General features: G+C 72.3%; 17 protein-coding genes. 8 read left to right on the forward strand and 9 right to left on the reverse strand.

Going from position 1 to position 14,850, the window contains the following annotated elements:
* Positions 1–9: 9 nt before the first annotated feature.
* The 3 genes from fabG to ACIQAC_RS33705 form a co-directional block, all read right to left on the reverse strand.
* Positions 10–771 (reverse strand): 3-oxoacyl-ACP reductase FabG, encoded by a 762-nt coding sequence (gene fabG / locus ACIQAC_RS33695; RefSeq protein WP_402197916.1) that lies wholly within the window; start codon positions 769–771, stop codon positions 10–12.
* Between the two features lie 137 nt (positions 772–908).
* Entirely contained in the window at positions 909–1,358 is a 450-nt protein-coding gene (locus ACIQAC_RS33700) for a DUF3037 domain-containing protein (protein ID WP_402197918.1), read from the reverse strand.
* Positions 1,355–2,119, reverse strand: a complete 765-nt coding sequence (locus ACIQAC_RS33705) for a HipA family kinase (RefSeq protein ID WP_402197920.1) — start codon at positions 2,117–2,119, stop codon at positions 1,355–1,357. The genes ACIQAC_RS33700 and ACIQAC_RS33705 overlap by 4 nt, the downstream gene beginning before the upstream one ends.
* A 182-nt stretch (positions 2,120–2,301) precedes the next feature.
* Here ACIQAC_RS33705 and ACIQAC_RS33710 point away from each other — a divergent pair, with 182 nt between their 5' ends.
* Positions 2,302–2,730 (forward strand): Rieske 2Fe-2S domain-containing protein, encoded by a 429-nt coding sequence (locus ACIQAC_RS33710; RefSeq protein ID WP_402197923.1) that lies wholly within the window; start codon positions 2,302–2,304, stop codon positions 2,728–2,730.
* Between the two features lie 8 nt (positions 2,731–2,738).
* Here the strand turns inward: ACIQAC_RS33710 and ACIQAC_RS33715 are convergent, their stop codons facing one another.
* A complete protein-coding gene (locus tag ACIQAC_RS33715) occupies positions 2,739–3,374 on the reverse strand; it encodes a cysteine hydrolase (RefSeq protein ID WP_402197925.1) in 636 nt (211 codons plus the stop codon).
* A gap of 190 nt (positions 3,375–3,564) precedes the next feature.
* Between ACIQAC_RS33715 and ACIQAC_RS33720 the strand changes: the two genes are divergently transcribed.
* Positions 3,565–4,035 carry a pyridoxamine 5'-phosphate oxidase family protein gene (locus tag ACIQAC_RS33720; protein WP_402197928.1) on the forward strand — a complete coding sequence of 157 codons (471 nt, stop codon included), beginning with the start codon at positions 3,565–3,567 and terminating at the stop codon, positions 4,033–4,035.
* Positions 4,036–4,122: 87 nt separating this feature from the next.
* On the opposite strand, the gene ACIQAC_RS33725 is transcribed toward ACIQAC_RS33720, so the two are convergent.
* The gene (locus ACIQAC_RS33725) at positions 4,123–5,058 is read right to left on the reverse strand and encodes a LysR family transcriptional regulator (RefSeq protein WP_402197931.1); all 936 of its coding nucleotides are present in this window, start codon (positions 5,056–5,058) and stop codon (positions 4,123–4,125) included.
* Between the two features lie 57 nt (positions 5,059–5,115).
* Between ACIQAC_RS33725 and ACIQAC_RS33730 the strand changes: the two genes are divergently transcribed.
* On the forward strand, positions 5,116–6,180 hold the full coding sequence (locus ACIQAC_RS33730) for a DMT family transporter (RefSeq protein ID WP_402197933.1): 1,065 nt from the start codon (positions 5,116–5,118) through the stop codon (positions 6,178–6,180).
* Positions 6,181–6,361: 181 nt separating this feature from the next.
* Here the strand turns inward: ACIQAC_RS33730 and ACIQAC_RS33735 are convergent, their stop codons facing one another.
* On the reverse strand, positions 6,362–7,693 hold the full coding sequence (locus tag ACIQAC_RS33735; RefSeq protein WP_402197936.1) for an aminotransferase class I/II-fold pyridoxal phosphate-dependent enzyme: 1,332 nt from the start codon (positions 7,691–7,693) through the stop codon (positions 6,362–6,364).
* A 35-nt stretch (positions 7,694–7,728) separates the two neighbouring features.
* Here ACIQAC_RS33735 and ACIQAC_RS33740 point away from each other — a divergent pair, with 35 nt between their 5' ends.
* Both ACIQAC_RS33740 and ACIQAC_RS33745 read left to right on the forward strand, forming a co-directional pair.
* A complete protein-coding gene (locus ACIQAC_RS33740; protein ID WP_402197938.1) occupies positions 7,729–8,439 on the forward strand; it encodes a pyridoxamine 5'-phosphate oxidase family protein in 711 nt (236 codons plus the stop codon).
* The gene (locus tag ACIQAC_RS33745) at positions 8,439–9,071 is read left to right on the forward strand and encodes an FMN-binding negative transcriptional regulator (protein WP_402197939.1); all 633 of its coding nucleotides are present in this window, start codon (positions 8,439–8,441) and stop codon (positions 9,069–9,071) included. Before ACIQAC_RS33740 ends, ACIQAC_RS33745 begins: the two co-directional genes overlap by 1 nt.
* Before the next feature lie 106 nt (positions 9,072–9,177).
* Here the strand turns inward: ACIQAC_RS33745 and ACIQAC_RS33750 are convergent, their stop codons facing one another.
* Together ACIQAC_RS33750 and ACIQAC_RS33755 are read right to left on the reverse strand one after the other, a co-directional pair.
* Positions 9,178–10,176 (reverse strand): EamA family transporter, encoded by a 999-nt coding sequence (locus ACIQAC_RS33750; protein ID WP_402197941.1) that lies wholly within the window; start codon positions 10,174–10,176, stop codon positions 9,178–9,180.
* An 85-nt stretch (positions 10,177–10,261) separates the two neighbouring features.
* Positions 10,262–10,795, reverse strand: coding sequence for a Clp protease N-terminal domain-containing protein (locus tag ACIQAC_RS33755; protein ID WP_402197943.1), 534 nt, complete (start codon positions 10,793–10,795; stop codon positions 10,262–10,264).
* Positions 10,796–11,051: 256 nt separating this feature from the next.
* Between ACIQAC_RS33755 and ACIQAC_RS33760 the strand changes: the two genes are divergently transcribed.
* Positions 11,052–11,480: an SRPBCC family protein gene (locus ACIQAC_RS33760; RefSeq protein WP_402197945.1), complete on the forward strand. Its 429-nt coding sequence runs from the start codon at positions 11,052–11,054 to the stop codon at positions 11,478–11,480.
* A 76-nt stretch (positions 11,481–11,556) separates the two neighbouring features.
* On the opposite strand, the gene ACIQAC_RS33765 is transcribed toward ACIQAC_RS33760, so the two are convergent.
* The gene (locus tag ACIQAC_RS33765) at positions 11,557–12,156 is read right to left on the reverse strand and encodes a PadR family transcriptional regulator (RefSeq protein ID WP_402198029.1); all 600 of its coding nucleotides are present in this window, start codon (positions 12,154–12,156) and stop codon (positions 11,557–11,559) included.
* A gap of 187 nt (positions 12,157–12,343) precedes the next feature.
* On the opposite strand from ACIQAC_RS33765, the gene argG reads away from it, so the two are divergent.
* Together argG and ACIQAC_RS33775 are read left to right on the forward strand one after the other, a co-directional pair.
* Positions 12,344–13,789: an argininosuccinate synthase gene (argG, locus tag ACIQAC_RS33770; RefSeq protein ID WP_402197947.1), complete on the forward strand. Its 1,446-nt coding sequence runs from the start codon at positions 12,344–12,346 to the stop codon at positions 13,787–13,789.
* 170 nt (positions 13,790–13,959) lie between these two features.
* Complete coding sequence (locus tag ACIQAC_RS33775) at positions 13,960–14,775, forward strand: PhzF family phenazine biosynthesis protein (protein WP_402197949.1); 816 nt, start codon at positions 13,960–13,962, stop codon at positions 14,773–14,775.
* The last annotated feature ends 75 nt before the right edge of the window (positions 14,776–14,850 follow it).

Raw genomic sequence — 14,850 nt, forward strand, 5'->3', positions numbered from 1 at the left:
CAGTGATCCCTAGTCGAGCGGTCCGCCGGCCACGTACAGCACCTGGCCGGAGACGAAGCCGGCGGCGTCGCCGGTGAAGAAGGCGATGGCGTTGGCGATGTCGTCCGGCTCGCCGACGCGCTGCACGGGGATCATCGAGGCGGCCGCGGTCTTGAAGTCCTCGAAGCCCATGCCGACCCGCTCGGCGGTCTGGGCGGTCATGTCGGTGGCGATGAAGCCGGGCGCGACGGCGTTGGCGGTGACGCCGAACTTGCCGAGCTCCTTGGCGAGGGTCTTGGTGAGGCCCTGCATACCGGCCTTGGCGGCCGAGTAGTTGACCTGGCCGCGGTTGCCGAGGGCGGAGGACGAGGAGAGGTTGACGATCCGGCCGAAGCCGGCGTCGACCATGTGCTTCTGGCAGGCCCGGGTCATCAGGAAGGCGCCGCGCAGGTGCACGTTCATGACGGTGTCCCAGTCGGCGACGCTCATCTTGAACAGCAGGTTGTCGCGGAGCACACCGGCGTTGTTGACGAGGATGGTGGGCGCGCCCAGCTCCGCGGCGATCCGCGCGACGGCCGCTTCGACCTGTGCCTCGTCGGAGACGTCGCAGCCGACCGCGAGCGCCCTGCCGCCGGCCGCGGTGATCTTCTCCACGGTGTCCTTGCAGGCGGCCTCGTCGAGGTCGAGCACGGCGACGGCCCGGCCCTCGGCGGCCAGCCGTACGGCGGTGGCGGCGCCGATTCCGCGCGCGCCTCCGGTCACGACTGCTACCCGCTGCTCAGTGGTGGACATGGCTGCTTCTCCTCGCCCTCGGGGATGCGGCTCCCGCGGCCCGCCCTCGATGAGCGACCGCTTAGTACCTTCGGCCTGACGTGACGCTAGAAGCCCTGGCACCCGGTGTCAACGGGCACACGGACGGATGTGATCCATCACTTCACCAGCAGGTCCAGCAGGCGCCGGGTCTCGGCCACCGGATCGGCGGTCAGTCCGGTGTGCACCGGGCCCGGCTGGACCACGGTGGAACGGGGTGCGACCAGCCAGCGGAACCGGCGCCCGGCGTCGTCGTGGGCCGCCTGTCCGGCCGCGTCGCCGCCGGTGCACACGCCTTCCACGGCCCGCAGGGCCGCCCGGACGCCGGCCACGTCCGCCCGGGGGTCGAGCGCGAGCAGCTTCGTCTCGTCGAGATGGGTGAGCGCGCCGACGTAGGCCTGGGCGCGGCAGTACAGCAGCACTCCGGCGTTGACGCACTCGCCGCGCTCCACGCGCGGGACGACGCGCAGCAGGACGTACTCGTAGACGTCCCGGTCGCCGCCCTGGCCGGCGCGGGTGATGTGGCGCTCGGTGATCCGGCCCGCCACGTTGATGTACCGGTCGCTCACGGGGATCCCTCCAGGCCGGTGACGCGGTCGTGGACGACGGCGGCGCGTGCGAGCAGCGGGCGGGCGTAGGCCCTGCGCAGGTCGTCCGGGGTGTCGAAGCCGGGTTCGCCGGCGAGCCAGGCGTCGGGGATCTCGGCGGTGACCTCGGCGAGGAGGTCCTCGGTGACGAGTGGCGCGAGGTCGGCCGCGGCGGCCGTGACGTCCGGCGCGAAGGTGCGCAGGGCGTGGTCGGAGGCGTCGTAGGGGCGGGCGGCGGAGGTGTCGGCGCCGGGCCAGTTGTGATGCCAGATCATGGTGGCGCCGTGGTCGATGAGCCACAGGTCGCCGTGCCACATCAGGAGGTTGGGGTTGCGCCAGGAGCGGTCGACGTTGTTGACCAGGGCGTCGAACCAGACGATCCGTCCGGCCTCCTCGGCGCTCACCGGGAAGGCGAGCGGGTCGAAGCCGAGCGCGCCGGACAGGAAGTCCATGCCGAGGTTGGTGCCGGCGCTCGATCTGAGCAGGTCCTGCACCTCCTGGTCGGGTTCGGCGAGCCCCAGCACGGGGTCCAGCTCGACGGTGACGAGGCGGGGCACACGGAAGCCGAGCCGGCGCGCGAGTCCGCCGCAGACGACCTCGGCGACCAGCGTCTTGCGGCCCTGCCCGGCGCCGGTGAACTTCAGGACGTACGTCCCGAGGTCGTCCGCCTCGACGAGCCCCGGCATGGAGCCGCCCTCACGCAGGGGCGTGATGAAGCGGGTCGCGATGACGTCCTTGAGCATCGCCCCAGGTTACTGGGGTGTTCACGGCCCGCGCGGACCGCCCTCTGGGCCTCGCGTCTCGATCGGGTCAAGATCCGCGCGGCGGCTGAACTCCCGCTCGCGGGCGGCCGTACCCCTGGACGGATCGCAAAACCCCCGCAGATCACACAAGAGCAGACAACGTCCCTGGAAGGAACGTCAGCATGGCCAGCAAATCGCTCCACCCCGTCGCAGGGCCCGCCCGCCGCACCGTCATGGCCGCGGCCGGCGCCGCCGGGCTCTCCGTGGCGCTGACCGCGTGCGGTTCGGAGGACGACTCCTCCTCCGACGCCGCGCCGGCCTCCGGCACCGTGCTCGGCAAGATCTCCGACATCCCCGAGGGCGGCGGCAAGATCTTCGCCGACCAGAGTGTGGTGGTCACCCAGCCGACGGCCGGCGAGTTCAAGGCGTTCTCCTCCAAGTGCACCCACCAGGGCTGTGCGGTGAAGGACATCGCGAACGGCGTCATCACCTGCCCGTGTCACAACAGCGAGTTCTCGGCGACCGACGGCAGTGTGAAGCAGGGCCCGGCGACCAAGCCGCTGCCCGTCGCGCAGATCACCGTGGAGGGTGACGAGATCAAGCTGGCCTGAACCACGGGCTAGCGACGGCGTTTGACGCAGCCCAGGACCTCGTCCGTGGTCGCGACCGTGGCGACCAACGCGAGGGTGTGGCGGATCATCGCGGGGGTGTAGTCGGCGGGCACTCCCGCGATGGCGTCGGACGGCACCACGACCGTGTAGCCGCGGTTGACCGCGTCGAACACGGCGTTGGGGATCGCCACGTTGGCGGAGACGCCGGTGACGATCAGGGTGCGGCAGCCGAGGTTGCGCAGCAGCGCGTCGACGTCGGTGCCCTGGAGGGGCGACAGCCCGTGCAGCCGCCGTACGACGATGTCCTCCTCGATGACCTCGACGGGTGGGGCGACGCGGACCGCCGCGGTGCCGGAGAGCTGGAGCACCGGGAGCCGTTCGGCGGCGCGGAAGATCGGGGCGTTGCGGTTGGCGGCGCGCGCGTCCGGGCGGCGTTCGGCGACCGCGTGGACGACCTGCATGCCGGTCTCGTGGGCCGCCGCGACCAGTCGGGCGACGTTGGCGAGGGCGCCGGATCCGCGGGCCTGCTGGGCGAGTTCGGGCAGGGCGCTGTCCGGTCCGACGACGCCCTGCTGGCATTCGACGGTGAGCAGTACGGAGGTGACGGGGTCGATGAGTTCCCTGAGCCGGTCCTGCGACGCCATGACTCCCCCTTGCGGCCGCGTGATGTGCGGGCCTCGGTCGGGTGCGCTTGTGCCGGGTGCCTGAGCGGGCGAGAGTAACGGCCATTGCGTGGGGACGGAAGACGGTCCAAGCTGTCGACAGCGGATTTCTGACAGATCGTCAGGTTCCGTGGTGTGACCTCGCCGTCGCCCGCCTGCCGAAGGGGACCACATGGCCGACACCGCCCAACGCCGGGGCCGGAAGATCATGATGACCGCCGAGGAGCTGGACGGGTTCCTCGCCGACGAGCGGACCTGCCGGGTCGCGACGGTGTCGGCCGACGGCACCCCTCATCTCAGCCCCCTGTGGTTCGTCTGGGACGGCGCCTCGCTGTGGCTGTACTCGATCACCCGGAGCAAGCGCTGGGCCGAACTGCGCCGGGACCCGCGCGTCGCCGTGGTGGTGGACACCGGGCACGAGTACGACGAACTGCGCGGGGTCGAGCTGACGGGCACCGTGGAGTTCGTCGGCGAGGCTCCGCGCACGGGTGAGCCGGTGCGCGAACTGACCGGCGTGGAGCGGCTGTTCGCGGCCAAGTACTTCGGGATCGACGAACTGCCGCACGACGGACGGCATGCGTGGATGCGGCTGACGCCGGACGTGGTCCGGTCGTGGGACTTCCGGAAACTGGCGGGCTTGTAGGGCGGGTTCAGGGGTTGCGGGGCGCGTTCACGGGTTGCAGGGCGTGTTCAGGGGTTGCAGGGCGTGTTCAGGGGTTGCAGGGCGTGTTCAGGAACCCTCTTGTCTCGCCGGCGTGGTGTCGGCGCCGATCTTCTCGCCCGCCGTGCGCAGCGCCCGTACCGCCGCCCGGATCGACGGCCGCCGGTCGGCGTCGGCGCGCCAGACGACGTAGACGTGCCGCCGCACCCGCTGTCGGAGCGGGACCGTGACGACGCCGGGCGGCATCGGATGGCGGCCGAGCAGCGGCGCGATACAGACGCCGAGTCCGGCGGAGACCAGGCCGAGCTGGGTGTGGGTCTCGGCGGCGCGGTGGCCGACGATCGGCTCGACGCCCCGGGAGCGCAGGGTGAACATCAGCCACTCGTGGCAGAACTCGCCCTCGCCCCAGGTGATCCACTCGTCGCCGGCGAACTCCCCGAGGTCCACCTCGTCCCGGTCGGCGAGCGGATGGTCGGCCGGCAGCGCCACATCCGCCGGGTCGTCCAGGATCGGCGCCTTGACCAGACCGTCGGGCAGCGGCATCGGCTTGTTGTACCAGTCGAGCACCACGGCCATGTCCACGTCGCCGCGCACGACCCCGCGGATGCCGAACTCCGGTTCCAGCTCGCACGAGCGCAGCCGCAGCCCCGGGTGTTCGGCACGCAGGGCGGACAGGGCGTAGGGGAAGAGTCCGCGCGCCGCCGTCGGGAACGCGGACAGCCGCAGCTCCCCCACCACTGCTCCGCGCTGGGCCTCCAGGTCGGACTGGGCGAGCTGGACCTGGGACAGGATCCGCGCGGCGTGGTCGGCGAGCAGGCGTCCGGCGTCGGTGAGCCGCACTCCCCTGCCGTGCTTGGCGAGCAGCTGCTGTCCGACCTCGCGCTCCAGCTTGGCCAGCTGCTGCGAGACGGCCGACGTCGTGATGTGCAGCCCCTCGGCGGCCCCGCTCACCGAGCCGTGCCGGGCGAGCGCGTCGAGGGTGCGCAGACGGTCCAGGTTCAGCATGTCCCCAGACTATGCTCATGTAAGCGTTGCTTAGCAATACACCCCACAAGATTTCGATTGTGCTACGAGGTTCCCTCGGCCATCGTGGACACCATGAGCGCCGCTCCCCGCACCGAACCCCCCGCCCTTCCGACCCCGCCCCCCTTCCCGCCCTCCTCCCCGTCCTCCTCCCCGGCCCCGGTCCCTCGCCGGCGCCTGGACTGGCGACTGCGCTTCGCCGGACTCTCCCTGATCTGGGGCTTCAGCTTTCTGCTGATCAAGGTGGGCACGGACGGCTACGCCCCGTTCCAGGTCACCCTGGGCCGGCTGGTGTTCGGTACGGCGGTGCTCGCGGCGGCGATGGCCGTCAAGCGGGCGCGGCTGCCCCGCGGGGCCCGGACCTGGGGGCATCTGACGGTCGCCGCGCTGCTGCTCAACGCGCTGCCGTTCTCGCTGTTCGCCTACGCCGAGCTGACCATCCCGTCCACGCTCGCGGGCATCTGCAACGCCACGTCACCGCTGTGGGGCATGGCCCTGTCGCTGGTGGCCCTCTCGGAGGACCGCCCGACCCGGGTGCGGGTCGCCGGTCTCGGCATCGGCTTCCTCGGCGTCCTCACGGTCCTCGGCGCCTGGCAGGGCTTCGCCGGACTGGACGCCACCGGCACGGCCATGGCCCTGCTGGCCTCGCTGAGCTACCCGATCGGCTGGATCTACGTCCGCCGGACGCTGGCCGGTTCCACCGACTCGCATCTCTCCCTGACCGGGGCGCAGTTGCTGCTCGCGACGGGCCAACTCGCGATCGTCACCCCGCTGTTCACCTCCGCGCCGAGTCACTTCCCGGTGCTCCCGCTCCTGGCGATCGCCGCGCTGGGCGCCCTCGGCACGGGGCTCGCGGTCCTCATCCAGTACGGCCTGGTCGCCGAGGTCGGCCCCACCACCGCCCAGATGGTCACGTACTTCATCCCGGTCATCGCCACGGCGGCGGGCGTCGCCCTGCTCGGCGAGTCCCTGGCCTGGTCGACCCCGGTGGGCGCGCTGATCGTCCTGACGGGGGCGGCGCTGACGCAGGTGCGGCCCCGGGGGAAGAGGGAGACGGTGGCGGGCGGGTCAACTCCGGTGGAGAAGGCTCGCATTCGCACGTGAGTGGGTGTTCGGGGTGTCGAGTCACCCCGGCGCGTGAGTCGCCCGTGCACATGAGCCACCTCGGCACGTGAGTCACCCGTTTACATGAGCCGCCCGGCACGTGAGCCGCCCGTGTACACGAGCCACCCGGCACGTGAGCCACCCGTGTACATGAGCCGCCCCGGCACGTGGGCCACCCAGGTCACACATACCGCCGTACCGGTGCCGGACCCAGTGCCGAGGCGATCGCGTCCGCCAGGGGCGCGATCTCGTCCTCGGACAGGGTCGCGACGGAGATACGGATGCCCGGCGGTGCGCTGATACGGAAGCGGGCGCCCGGGGCGACGGCCCAGCCGGCGTGCAGCAGTCGGGCGACGGCTCCGGTCTCGTCGGGGACGGGGAGCCAGATGTTCAGGCCACTCCGGCCGTGTGCCGTGATGCCGCGCTCGGCGAGGGCGCCGATGACGGAGTCGCGCCGCTTCCGATAGGCCGCCGCCACCGTCGGGGTGTCCACCGCGCCGGTGCGCCACAGCCGGGCCACCGCCCGCTGCGTGGCACGGCTGACCCAGCCGGGACCCAGCCGCTGGCGTCCACGTACCCGGTCGAGGGTGACCGGGTCACCGGTGAGCAGCGCGAGCCGCAGGTCGGGGCCGTAGGCCTTGGCGACCGAGCGGAGGAAGGCCCAGGAGTGGGTGGCACCGGCCAGCGGATGCAGGGGCACGTCGACGATCCGGTGGCCGTGGTCGTCCTCGATGAGCAGCGTCTCGGGGTACTCACCGAGCACGGCCCGCAGGGCACGCGCGCGGTCGGCGCTCACCGCGGCGCCGGTGGGATTCTGGGCGCGGTCCGTGACGATCAGGGCGCGGGCACCGGCGGCGAGTGCGCGGCGTACGTCGTCGGGGAGCGGCCCGTCGTCGTCGACGCCGACCGGTGCCGTACGCAGTCCGAGGGCGGGCATCAGGTCGAGCAGGCTGCCCCAGCCCGGGTCCTCGACGGCGACCGTGTCGCCCGGCCGGAGGTGGGCCGCCAGCACCCGCTCCACGGCGTCCAGGGAGCCGGAGGTGACGGCCAGCGGCCCGTCCGGCACCCCGTCGGCGGCGAGTTCGGCGCGCGCCCGGCGGGCCAGGTCGGGCTCCACGGGGTCGGCGCCGTAGAGCACGGGTTCCCGGTCGGCCCGTAGCCCCGCCTCGGCGAAGGCTTCCGCCAGGGACGGCAGCAGCGCCGGGTCCGGGTTGCCCGCGGCCAGGTTCCGCACCCCCGCCGGGACGTCCTCCCGGATCTGCTCGCGCCCCGTGGTGGCCGGCTTCGGACGGACCCGGCTGCCGCGCCGGCCGGCGGTCTCGATGACCCCGCGCTCGCGCAGCGTGCGGTACGCGGCCGCGACGGTGTTCGGATTCACCTCCAGCCGCTGGGCCAACTCCCGCATCGGCGGCAGCAGTTGCCCCGGCTCCAGCCGGCCGGCGGCCACCGCTCTCTCCACGCTCGCGGAAATCTCCGCTGCGCGACGCCCTACGATCGGATACTCTTCTAGCACAAACCAGAGTATGCACTAGTACAATGGAGATCGCAATGCAGGGGACCTCGACCACCACCCCGGCCACCACCACCGACGCCCCGTCCCGGCCCGCGACCACCTACGCCCGGACCGACCGCACGGTCCCCACCCGCTCCGCCGACCGCGCGTCGTACGACACGGAGCTGGTGCACTCGATACTCGACGAGGGGTACGTCTGCCATCTCGGCTTCGTCCGCGACGGCGCCCCGGTCGTGCTGCCCACGCTCTACGCCCGGGTCGGTGAGCGGCTCTACCTGCACGGGTCGACGGGCTCGCGCCCGCTGCGGATGACCGGCAAGGCCGACCCCGGCCTCCCGGTGTGTGTGACGGTCACCCACGTCGACGGACTGGTGCTGGCCCGCTCGGCGTTCCACCACTCGATCAACTACCGCTCGGTGGTGGTGCACGGCGTCGCCCACGACGTGACCGACCCCGACGAGAAGTGCGCCGCGCTGGACTCCCTCGTCGACCACGTGGTGCCGGGCCGCGCCGCCGACTCCCGGCCCGCCAACCGCAAGGAGCTGGCGGCCACCGCGGTGATCCGGCTCGATCTGGAGGAGGTCTCCGCCAAGGTCCGCACCGGCGGTGTGAACGACGAGCCGGAGGATCTCGCCCTCCCCCACTGGGCCGGTGTGGTCCCGCTGCGCAAGGGTTACGAGGCGCCCCTCCCGGAGGCCGACCTCGCCCCCGGCACGGACCTCCCGGACTACCTGGCGGTGCGGTGATGCTGATCCACCCCTGGGACAGCGTGTCGGACGACACGGAGTGGCAGTACTGGCTGGCGGACCACGACTTCGGGCAGCTCGCCGTCAGCGGCCCGCCGGGCGAGGCGCCCCAGGTCCAGCCCCTGCACTTCGTCTACGACGCCGAGCGCGGCGAGGTCCTCACCCATCTCGCCCGCCCGAACCCGATGTGGCCCGCCCTGGAGGCGGCCCCGGAGGTGCTGCTCAGCGTGGTCGACGACTACGCGTTCGTCCCCGGCCCCTGGCAGGCCGCCCCGGACGAGCCTGCCGAGCACGGCGCCCCGACCAGCTTCTACGCGGCCGTTCAGCTGCGCTGCCGGGCCCATGTCGTGGACGACCCCGCGCTCAAGGCGGACCTCCTCGACCGGCAGGTGGGTCACTTCCAGCCGGAGGGCGGTTCCGCCCGGGTGGCGGTGGGTGAGGTGCCGTACGGGCGGATGCTGTCGGGGCTGCGCGGGATTCGGCTTGAGGTTCTCGACGTACGGGCCAAGTTCAAGTACGCCAACCATCGCGCCCCGGAGGTCCGGGCACGGATCGCCGACGAGCTCACGGCGCGGGACGCCCCGGGCGACCGGGCGGCGCGGGAGCATTTGCTCCGGCGGAACCCGGTGTAGGCCTTCCGGACGGGGACATCGGCTGCCGCGCCGTCGTGGCTGGTCGCGCCGTTCCCCGCGCCCCTTTGTCGGGCCTTCGGCCACGACAGACGGGAGCACCCGGGGGTTACGTCCGGCGGGCCGACAGTTCGCGCTCGGGGGTGCCCACGGCGACCGGCTCGCCGGATCCCTTCGACGGGGTCGACGACTGCGCGATGAAGGCGCCGGCCAGGACGATCGCGCCGCCGACGAGCTGGGGTGCCGAGAGGTGTTCGCCGAGCAGGACCCAGGCCAGCACGGTGGCGATGACCGCTTCGAGACAGGCCACTACTCCGGCGACCTGTGGCGAGAGCCGGCGTACGGACAGCACTCCGGTGACGTACGCGACCACCGTGGCGACCAGCACGATCCAGGCCAGCAGGGCCACGGCCGGCACGGCGGTGCCGTCCATGCTCGCGGTGTCCGCCAGGACGCCCCAGTCCATGCCCCACGGCCGGGCCACGACGGTCAGCACCAACGCGCCGATCAGCAGACCGTAGGCGATGACACCGAGCGGGTCGGGGGCGTCGTCGCCGGAGTCGCTGCCCTGGTCGGACAGGACGAAGTAGCCGACCTGGCAGCAGGCGGCGCCGAGGGCGAGCAGCAGTCCGACGGCGTCGAAGCCCAGTCCCGCCCACACCTCCACCACACAGGCGAGGCCGCCGACCGCGAGGACCACACCGACGGCCGCGGCCCGGGTCACCGGCCTGCGCTGCACGAACCGCACCCAGCCGAGCACAAGCGCGGGTGCCAGGTACTCCACGAGCAGGGCGACACCGACCGGGATCCGGGAGATCGCGGCGAAGTAGCAGGCCTGGACACCGGCCACAGCGAGCAGTCCGAACCCGGCGAGCAGCGCGGGCCGGGTGCGCAGCAGGGCGCGGTGGCGTACGGCGAGCGGCAGCATCACGAGGGCGGCGCCGGCGACCCGCAGCCACACCACGTGCAGGGGGTCGAGGCCCGCCTCGATCAGCGGCTTGGCCGCGACGCCGGAACCGCCGAAGGCCAGCGCGGAACCGAGCGCGAGCCCGAGTCCCACACCCCTGCCGCGGCTGCCGTTACTGCTCTCAGTCGTACGCACCGGCACATGATGACAGGGGATGACATGAGCGTCACCCCCAATGGCACCTGTCTCAACGGATGGAACGCGGGCGCACCCCCGGGCGGGGGGCTCAGTGGCGCCGGGCCGGCTCCAGCCGGGAGAGGAGTTCGGCGGCGTCGATCCCGGCACGGCCCACCACCTCGACGGCGCGGGATCCGGGGTCGGCGACGATCGCCGCGAGCAGGTCGACACCGCGGGGCCGGACGTCTCCGCGACGGGCGGCGCGGGTGACGGCGTACTCCAGGGCCGCCGCGGCGAGCGGCGAGTAGCCCTCGGCCACGGTCACGTGCACGACGGACAGGGCGCCGGAGTCCTCGACGGAGCCCTGCCAGCGCAGGCCGTAGCCGATGCTGCGCTGCACGAGATAGCCGAGGAGCCGGGCGACCCGCGGCCCGCCGTCGAAGGCGGCGCGCACCTCGGGGTCGGTCTCCAGCAGGGAGTGCAGCAGATGAGCCGTGTCGACCTGCCGGTCGCCGTCGCGCACCGATCTCCTCCGGGCACCCGCCAGCACCGCCGCCAGCTCGTCGCCGAGCAGGGCTTCGTGGTCCGCGCGGGAGGCGGTAACCGGACCGGAGTCGGGCTGCCGGGGGATTCGGTGGTGCACATCCCTTACCCCATCAGCCTCATCGGTGGGCGTCATCCCCGGAGGGAAGCATCTTGGCGTCCCACGGAGAGCGGACATCAACGGCGCCAATCTCCTCCTTACGGATGAGATCAGGCCGTGACCTACGCGGGGCGCGCACCGGCCGACCGTACCCGCGGCTTCCATTCCCCAGAAACTGACGGTTCATCAGTATTGAATGTTCCGGGGCCTGCCGCTACGTTCCGCGAGACCCAGCCCGACACAAAGAGGTGGTCGCATGGCCGAAGTCAGCGCGGAGGCACGTATCGGGGCACCGGCCGAGAAGGTCTGGGCGCAGCTCACGGACTGGTCCGCGTACGGGGAGTGGAACGCGACCCACACGAGCTTTCCCAAGGGCGGCCCCGACACCCTGGAGACCGGCGCGACCTTCCAGGAGAACATGAAGCTGATGGGCTTCCCGGCGGAGGTCGAGTGGCGGGTGGAGGAGCTGGAGCCCGCGCGCGTGCTGGCCATCCGCGGCAAGGGCCCGATGTCCGTGATCGTCACCACCCGGTACACCCTGACGCCCGAAGGGGACGCCACGAGCCTGCGCATCGACGGCGAGTTCACGGGCGCGGCGGTGTCGCTGATGGCGGGCAAGCTGAAGGACTCGGCGACGGCGGCGCTGAACGAGTCCCTGCGCAAGCTGGACGGCCTGGTGACCTGACCCGCCTCCGCCCGGCACACACCGAGGCGCCCCGCGGAGAACTCCACGGGGCGCCCGTCTCACGGTCCAGGGACGCTCAGTCCTCGTCGGCGAGGATGCGGTACAGCTTCTTGCGCGTGTCGTTGATGACGGCGAGCGCCTTCTCGCGCTGCTCCTTGCTGCCGGTCTTCCAGACCTGGCCGAAGGCCTCCATCAGACCGAGGCCGGCCTGGCGGATCTCGCCGAGCGCCTCCCAGTCGACCCCACGGGAGGCCTCCTCCCAGGGGGCGTCCGGACCCTCCTCGGCGGCCTCGCGGCCCGCGTCGGTGAGCGCGAAGAGCTTCTTGCCGCCCTCGGACTCGCTGACGATGAGTCCCTCGTCCTCCAGCAGCTGGAGGGTCGGGTAGACCGAACCGGGGCTGGGCTTCCACGCCCCGCCGCTGCGCTCGGCGATCTCCTGGATCATCTCGTAGCCGTGCATCGGCCGGTCTTTCAACAGGGCCAGGATCGACGCGCGTACGTCACCACGCCGCGCCCTCCCCCGGTGCCCGCCGCGTCCGCGACCGCCCCAGGGCCCGGGACCGAATCCCGGCCCGAATCCCTGACCACCAGGCCCGAAGGGCCCGAAGGCGGCACGCCGCCCCTCGAAGCCACCCTTGCCGTGCCGGTGCCCGTGCTCATATCCGTGGCTGTGCATTGCCATCACTTCCGTTCCTTAGTGCGCCCAAGGCGCTCGTTGAGTAGTTCGCGTCTCATCGTTGATCAGTCGCGATGCGTCAACGATATATCGGAACCCTTCTTACGGCAACCCCCGATTCCAGGCGCCGCGAGAAGCCTCCACTCAGGGCTTTGCATGACCATGCGATGTCATGCATACTCTTCCTATGTCCAAGGTCCTCACCTCCCTCCCCTCCGGCGAGCGCGTCGGCATCGCCTTCTCCGGCGGACTCGACACCTCCGTCGCGGTCGCGTGGATGCGCGACAAGGGCGCCGTCCCCTGCACCTACACCGCCGACATCGGCCAGTACGACGAGCCCGACATCGCCTCCGTGCCGGACCGCGCGAAGACCTACGGCGCCGAGGTCGCGCGTCTGGTCGACTGCCGTGCCGCGCTGGTCGAGGAAGGGCTGGCCGCGCTCACCTGCGGCGCGTTCCACATCCGCTCGGGCGGGCGGGCGTACTTCAACACCACGCCGCTGGGCCGTGCCGTCACCGGCACGCTGCTGGTGCGGGCGATGCTCGAGGACAACGTCCAGATCTGGGGCGACGGGTCGACCTTCAAGGGCAACGACATCGAGCGCTTCTACCGGTACGGCCTGCTCGCCAACCCCAAGCTGCGGATCTACAAGCCGTGGCTGGACGCGGACTTCGTGACCGAGCTCGGCGGCCGCAAGGAAATGTCCGAGTGGCTCGTCGCCCACCAGCTGCCCTACCGGGACAGCACGGAGAAGGCGTACTCCACCGACGCCAACATCTGGGGCGCCACCCACGAGGCCAAGACCCTGGAGCACCTCAACACCGGTGTCGAGACCGTCGAGCCCATCATGGGCGTCCGGTTCTGGGACCCGTCGGTCGAGATCGCCCCCGAGGACGTGACGATCGGCTTCGACCAGGGCCGCCCCGTGACGGTCAACGGCAAGGAGTTCGCCTCCCCCGTCGACCTCGTCATGGAGGCCAACGCCGTCGGCGGCCGGCACGGCCTGGGCATGTCGGACCAGATCGAGAACCGGATCATCGAGGCCAAGAGCCGCGGCATCTACGAGGCCCCGGGCATGGCCCTGCTGCACGCCGCCTACGAGCGTCTCGTCAACGCCGTCCACAACGAGGACACGGTCGCCCAGTACCACAACGAGGGCCGGCGCCTCGGCCGGCTGATGTACGAGGGCCGCTGGCTGGACCCGCAGGCGCTGATGATCCGTGAGTCGCTCCAGCGCTGGGTCGGCGCGGCGATCACCGGCGAGGTGACCCTGCGGCTGCGGCGCGGCGAGGACTACTCGATCCTCGACACCGCGGGCCCCGCGTTCAGTTACCACCCGGACAAGCTCTCCATGGAGCGCACCGAGGACTCCGCGTTCGGTCCCTCGGACCGGATCGGCCAGCTCACCATGCGCAACCTCGACATCGCCGACTCCCGCGCCAAGCTGGAGCAGTACGCCGGGCTCGGGCTGATCGGCAACGCCAACCCGGCGATCGGCGCCGCGCAGGCCGCCGCGACCGGGCTGATCGGTGCCATGCCGGAGGGCGGCGCCGAGGCCATCGCCTCCCGCGGCGAGGTCTCCGGCGACGACGAGCTGCTGGACCGCGCCGCCATGGAGTTCGGCACGGACTGAGCCACCGCAAGGGTGGGACGCAGGACGGACGACATACCCGGACCGGCCCGGCGCGCTGAGCGCCGGGCCGGTCCGTCGTCGTGTCCGGCCGCCGTGCCGTCAGCAGCTCGGTCCAGAGCTCCGCGATCGGCCTTGGCCGCGCCCTTCCCGCAGCCCCTACCGTGCTCGCCATGCGTATTCGAATCGTGGACGCCTTCACCGACCGCCCCTTCGCCGGGAATCCGGCCGGGGTCCTGCTCCTCGACGCGTTCCCGGAGGACGCCCGGCTCCAGGACGTCGCCAGGGAGGTCAACCATGCCGAGACGGCCTTCGCGCACCCGCTCCCCGCGGGCGGCGAAGCGGACTGGGCGCTGCGCTGGTTCACCCCGGTCGCCGAGGTGTCGATGTGCGGCCACGCCACGCTCGCCACGGCCCACGTCCTGCACACCACCGGCGCACACCGGGGCCCGGTGCGCTTCGCCACCCGCAGCGGCGTCCTCGCGGCGGTACCGCACGAGGACGGCTCGATCGTCCTGGACTTCCCGACGGCACCGCTCACCCCGGTGCCGCTGCCCGAGGGCGTCACCGAGGCCCTGGGCGCCGAGCCGCTCACGGCCTTCGACACCGGCCCGGACATCGGTGACCTGCTTGTCGAACTCGCCGACGAGCGGGCGGTCCACGCCCTCGCCCCGGACCACCGGGCCCTCGGCGCCCACTCGGCCCGCGGCATCATCGCGACCGCCCGCGCCGAACACCCCGGCAGCGGTTACGACTACGTCTCGCGCTGCTTCTTCCCGAACATCGGCATCGACGAGGACCCCGTCACCGGCAGCGCCCACACGGCCCTCGCGCCGTACTGGGCGCAGCGGCTGGGCCGCCCCGACCTCACCGGGCTCCAGGCGTCCCACCGGCCGGGCCGGGTCCGTACCGAGGTCCGCGGCGCACGCACCCTGCTCGGCGGCCGCGCGGTGACGGTCATCGACGGGGAGCTGGCGGCGGCCTGGTGACGGTCACCCTGGCGGCGGCCTGGTGACGGTCGCCGCCGCACAGCCGCGGCACAGCTGCCGCACGGCCGCGGCACA

Origin of the sequence: Streptomyces sp. NPDC088387 (assembly GCF_044753385.1) — a bacterium.
In the GTDB taxonomy this organism is placed as follows: Bacteria; Actinomycetota; Actinomycetes; order Streptomycetales; family Streptomycetaceae; genus Streptomyces.

What these genes read in the sequence shown, in the direction of transcription:
- fabG (WP_402197916.1), bottom strand. Translation starts at nt 771, where the DNA reads ATGTCCACCACTGAGCAGCGGGTAGCAGTCGTGACCGGAGGCGCGCGC.
- ACIQAC_RS33705 (WP_402197920.1), bottom strand. Translation starts at nt 2,119, where the DNA reads ATGCTCAAGGACGTCATCGCGACCCGCTTCATCACGCCCCTGCGTGAG.
- ACIQAC_RS33710 (WP_402197923.1), top strand. Translation starts at nt 2,302, where the DNA reads ATGGCCAGCAAATCGCTCCACCCCGTCGCAGGGCCCGCCCGCCGCACC.
- ACIQAC_RS33715 (WP_402197925.1), bottom strand. Translation starts at nt 3,374, where the DNA reads ATGGCGTCGCAGGACCGGCTCAGGGAACTCATCGACCCCGTCACCTCC.
- ACIQAC_RS33720 (WP_402197928.1), top strand. Translation starts at nt 3,565, where the DNA reads ATGGCCGACACCGCCCAACGCCGGGGCCGGAAGATCATGATGACCGCC.
- ACIQAC_RS33725 (WP_402197931.1), bottom strand. Translation starts at nt 5,058, where the DNA reads ATGCTGAACCTGGACCGTCTGCGCACCCTCGACGCGCTCGCCCGGCAC.
- ACIQAC_RS33740 (WP_402197938.1), top strand. Translation starts at nt 7,729, where the DNA reads ATGCAGGGGACCTCGACCACCACCCCGGCCACCACCACCGACGCCCCG.
- ACIQAC_RS33745 (WP_402197939.1), top strand. Translation starts at nt 8,439, where the DNA reads ATGCTGATCCACCCCTGGGACAGCGTGTCGGACGACACGGAGTGGCAG.
- ACIQAC_RS33760 (WP_402197945.1), top strand. Translation starts at nt 11,052, where the DNA reads ATGGCCGAAGTCAGCGCGGAGGCACGTATCGGGGCACCGGCCGAGAAG.
- ACIQAC_RS33765 (WP_402198029.1), bottom strand. Translation starts at nt 12,156, where the DNA reads ATGCACAGCCACGGATATGAGCACGGGCACCGGCACGGCAAGGGTGGC.
- argG (WP_402197947.1), top strand. Translation starts at nt 12,344, where the DNA reads ATGTCCAAGGTCCTCACCTCCCTCCCCTCCGGCGAGCGCGTCGGCATC.
- ACIQAC_RS33775 (WP_402197949.1), top strand. Translation starts at nt 13,960, where the DNA reads ATGCGTATTCGAATCGTGGACGCCTTCACCGACCGCCCCTTCGCCGGG.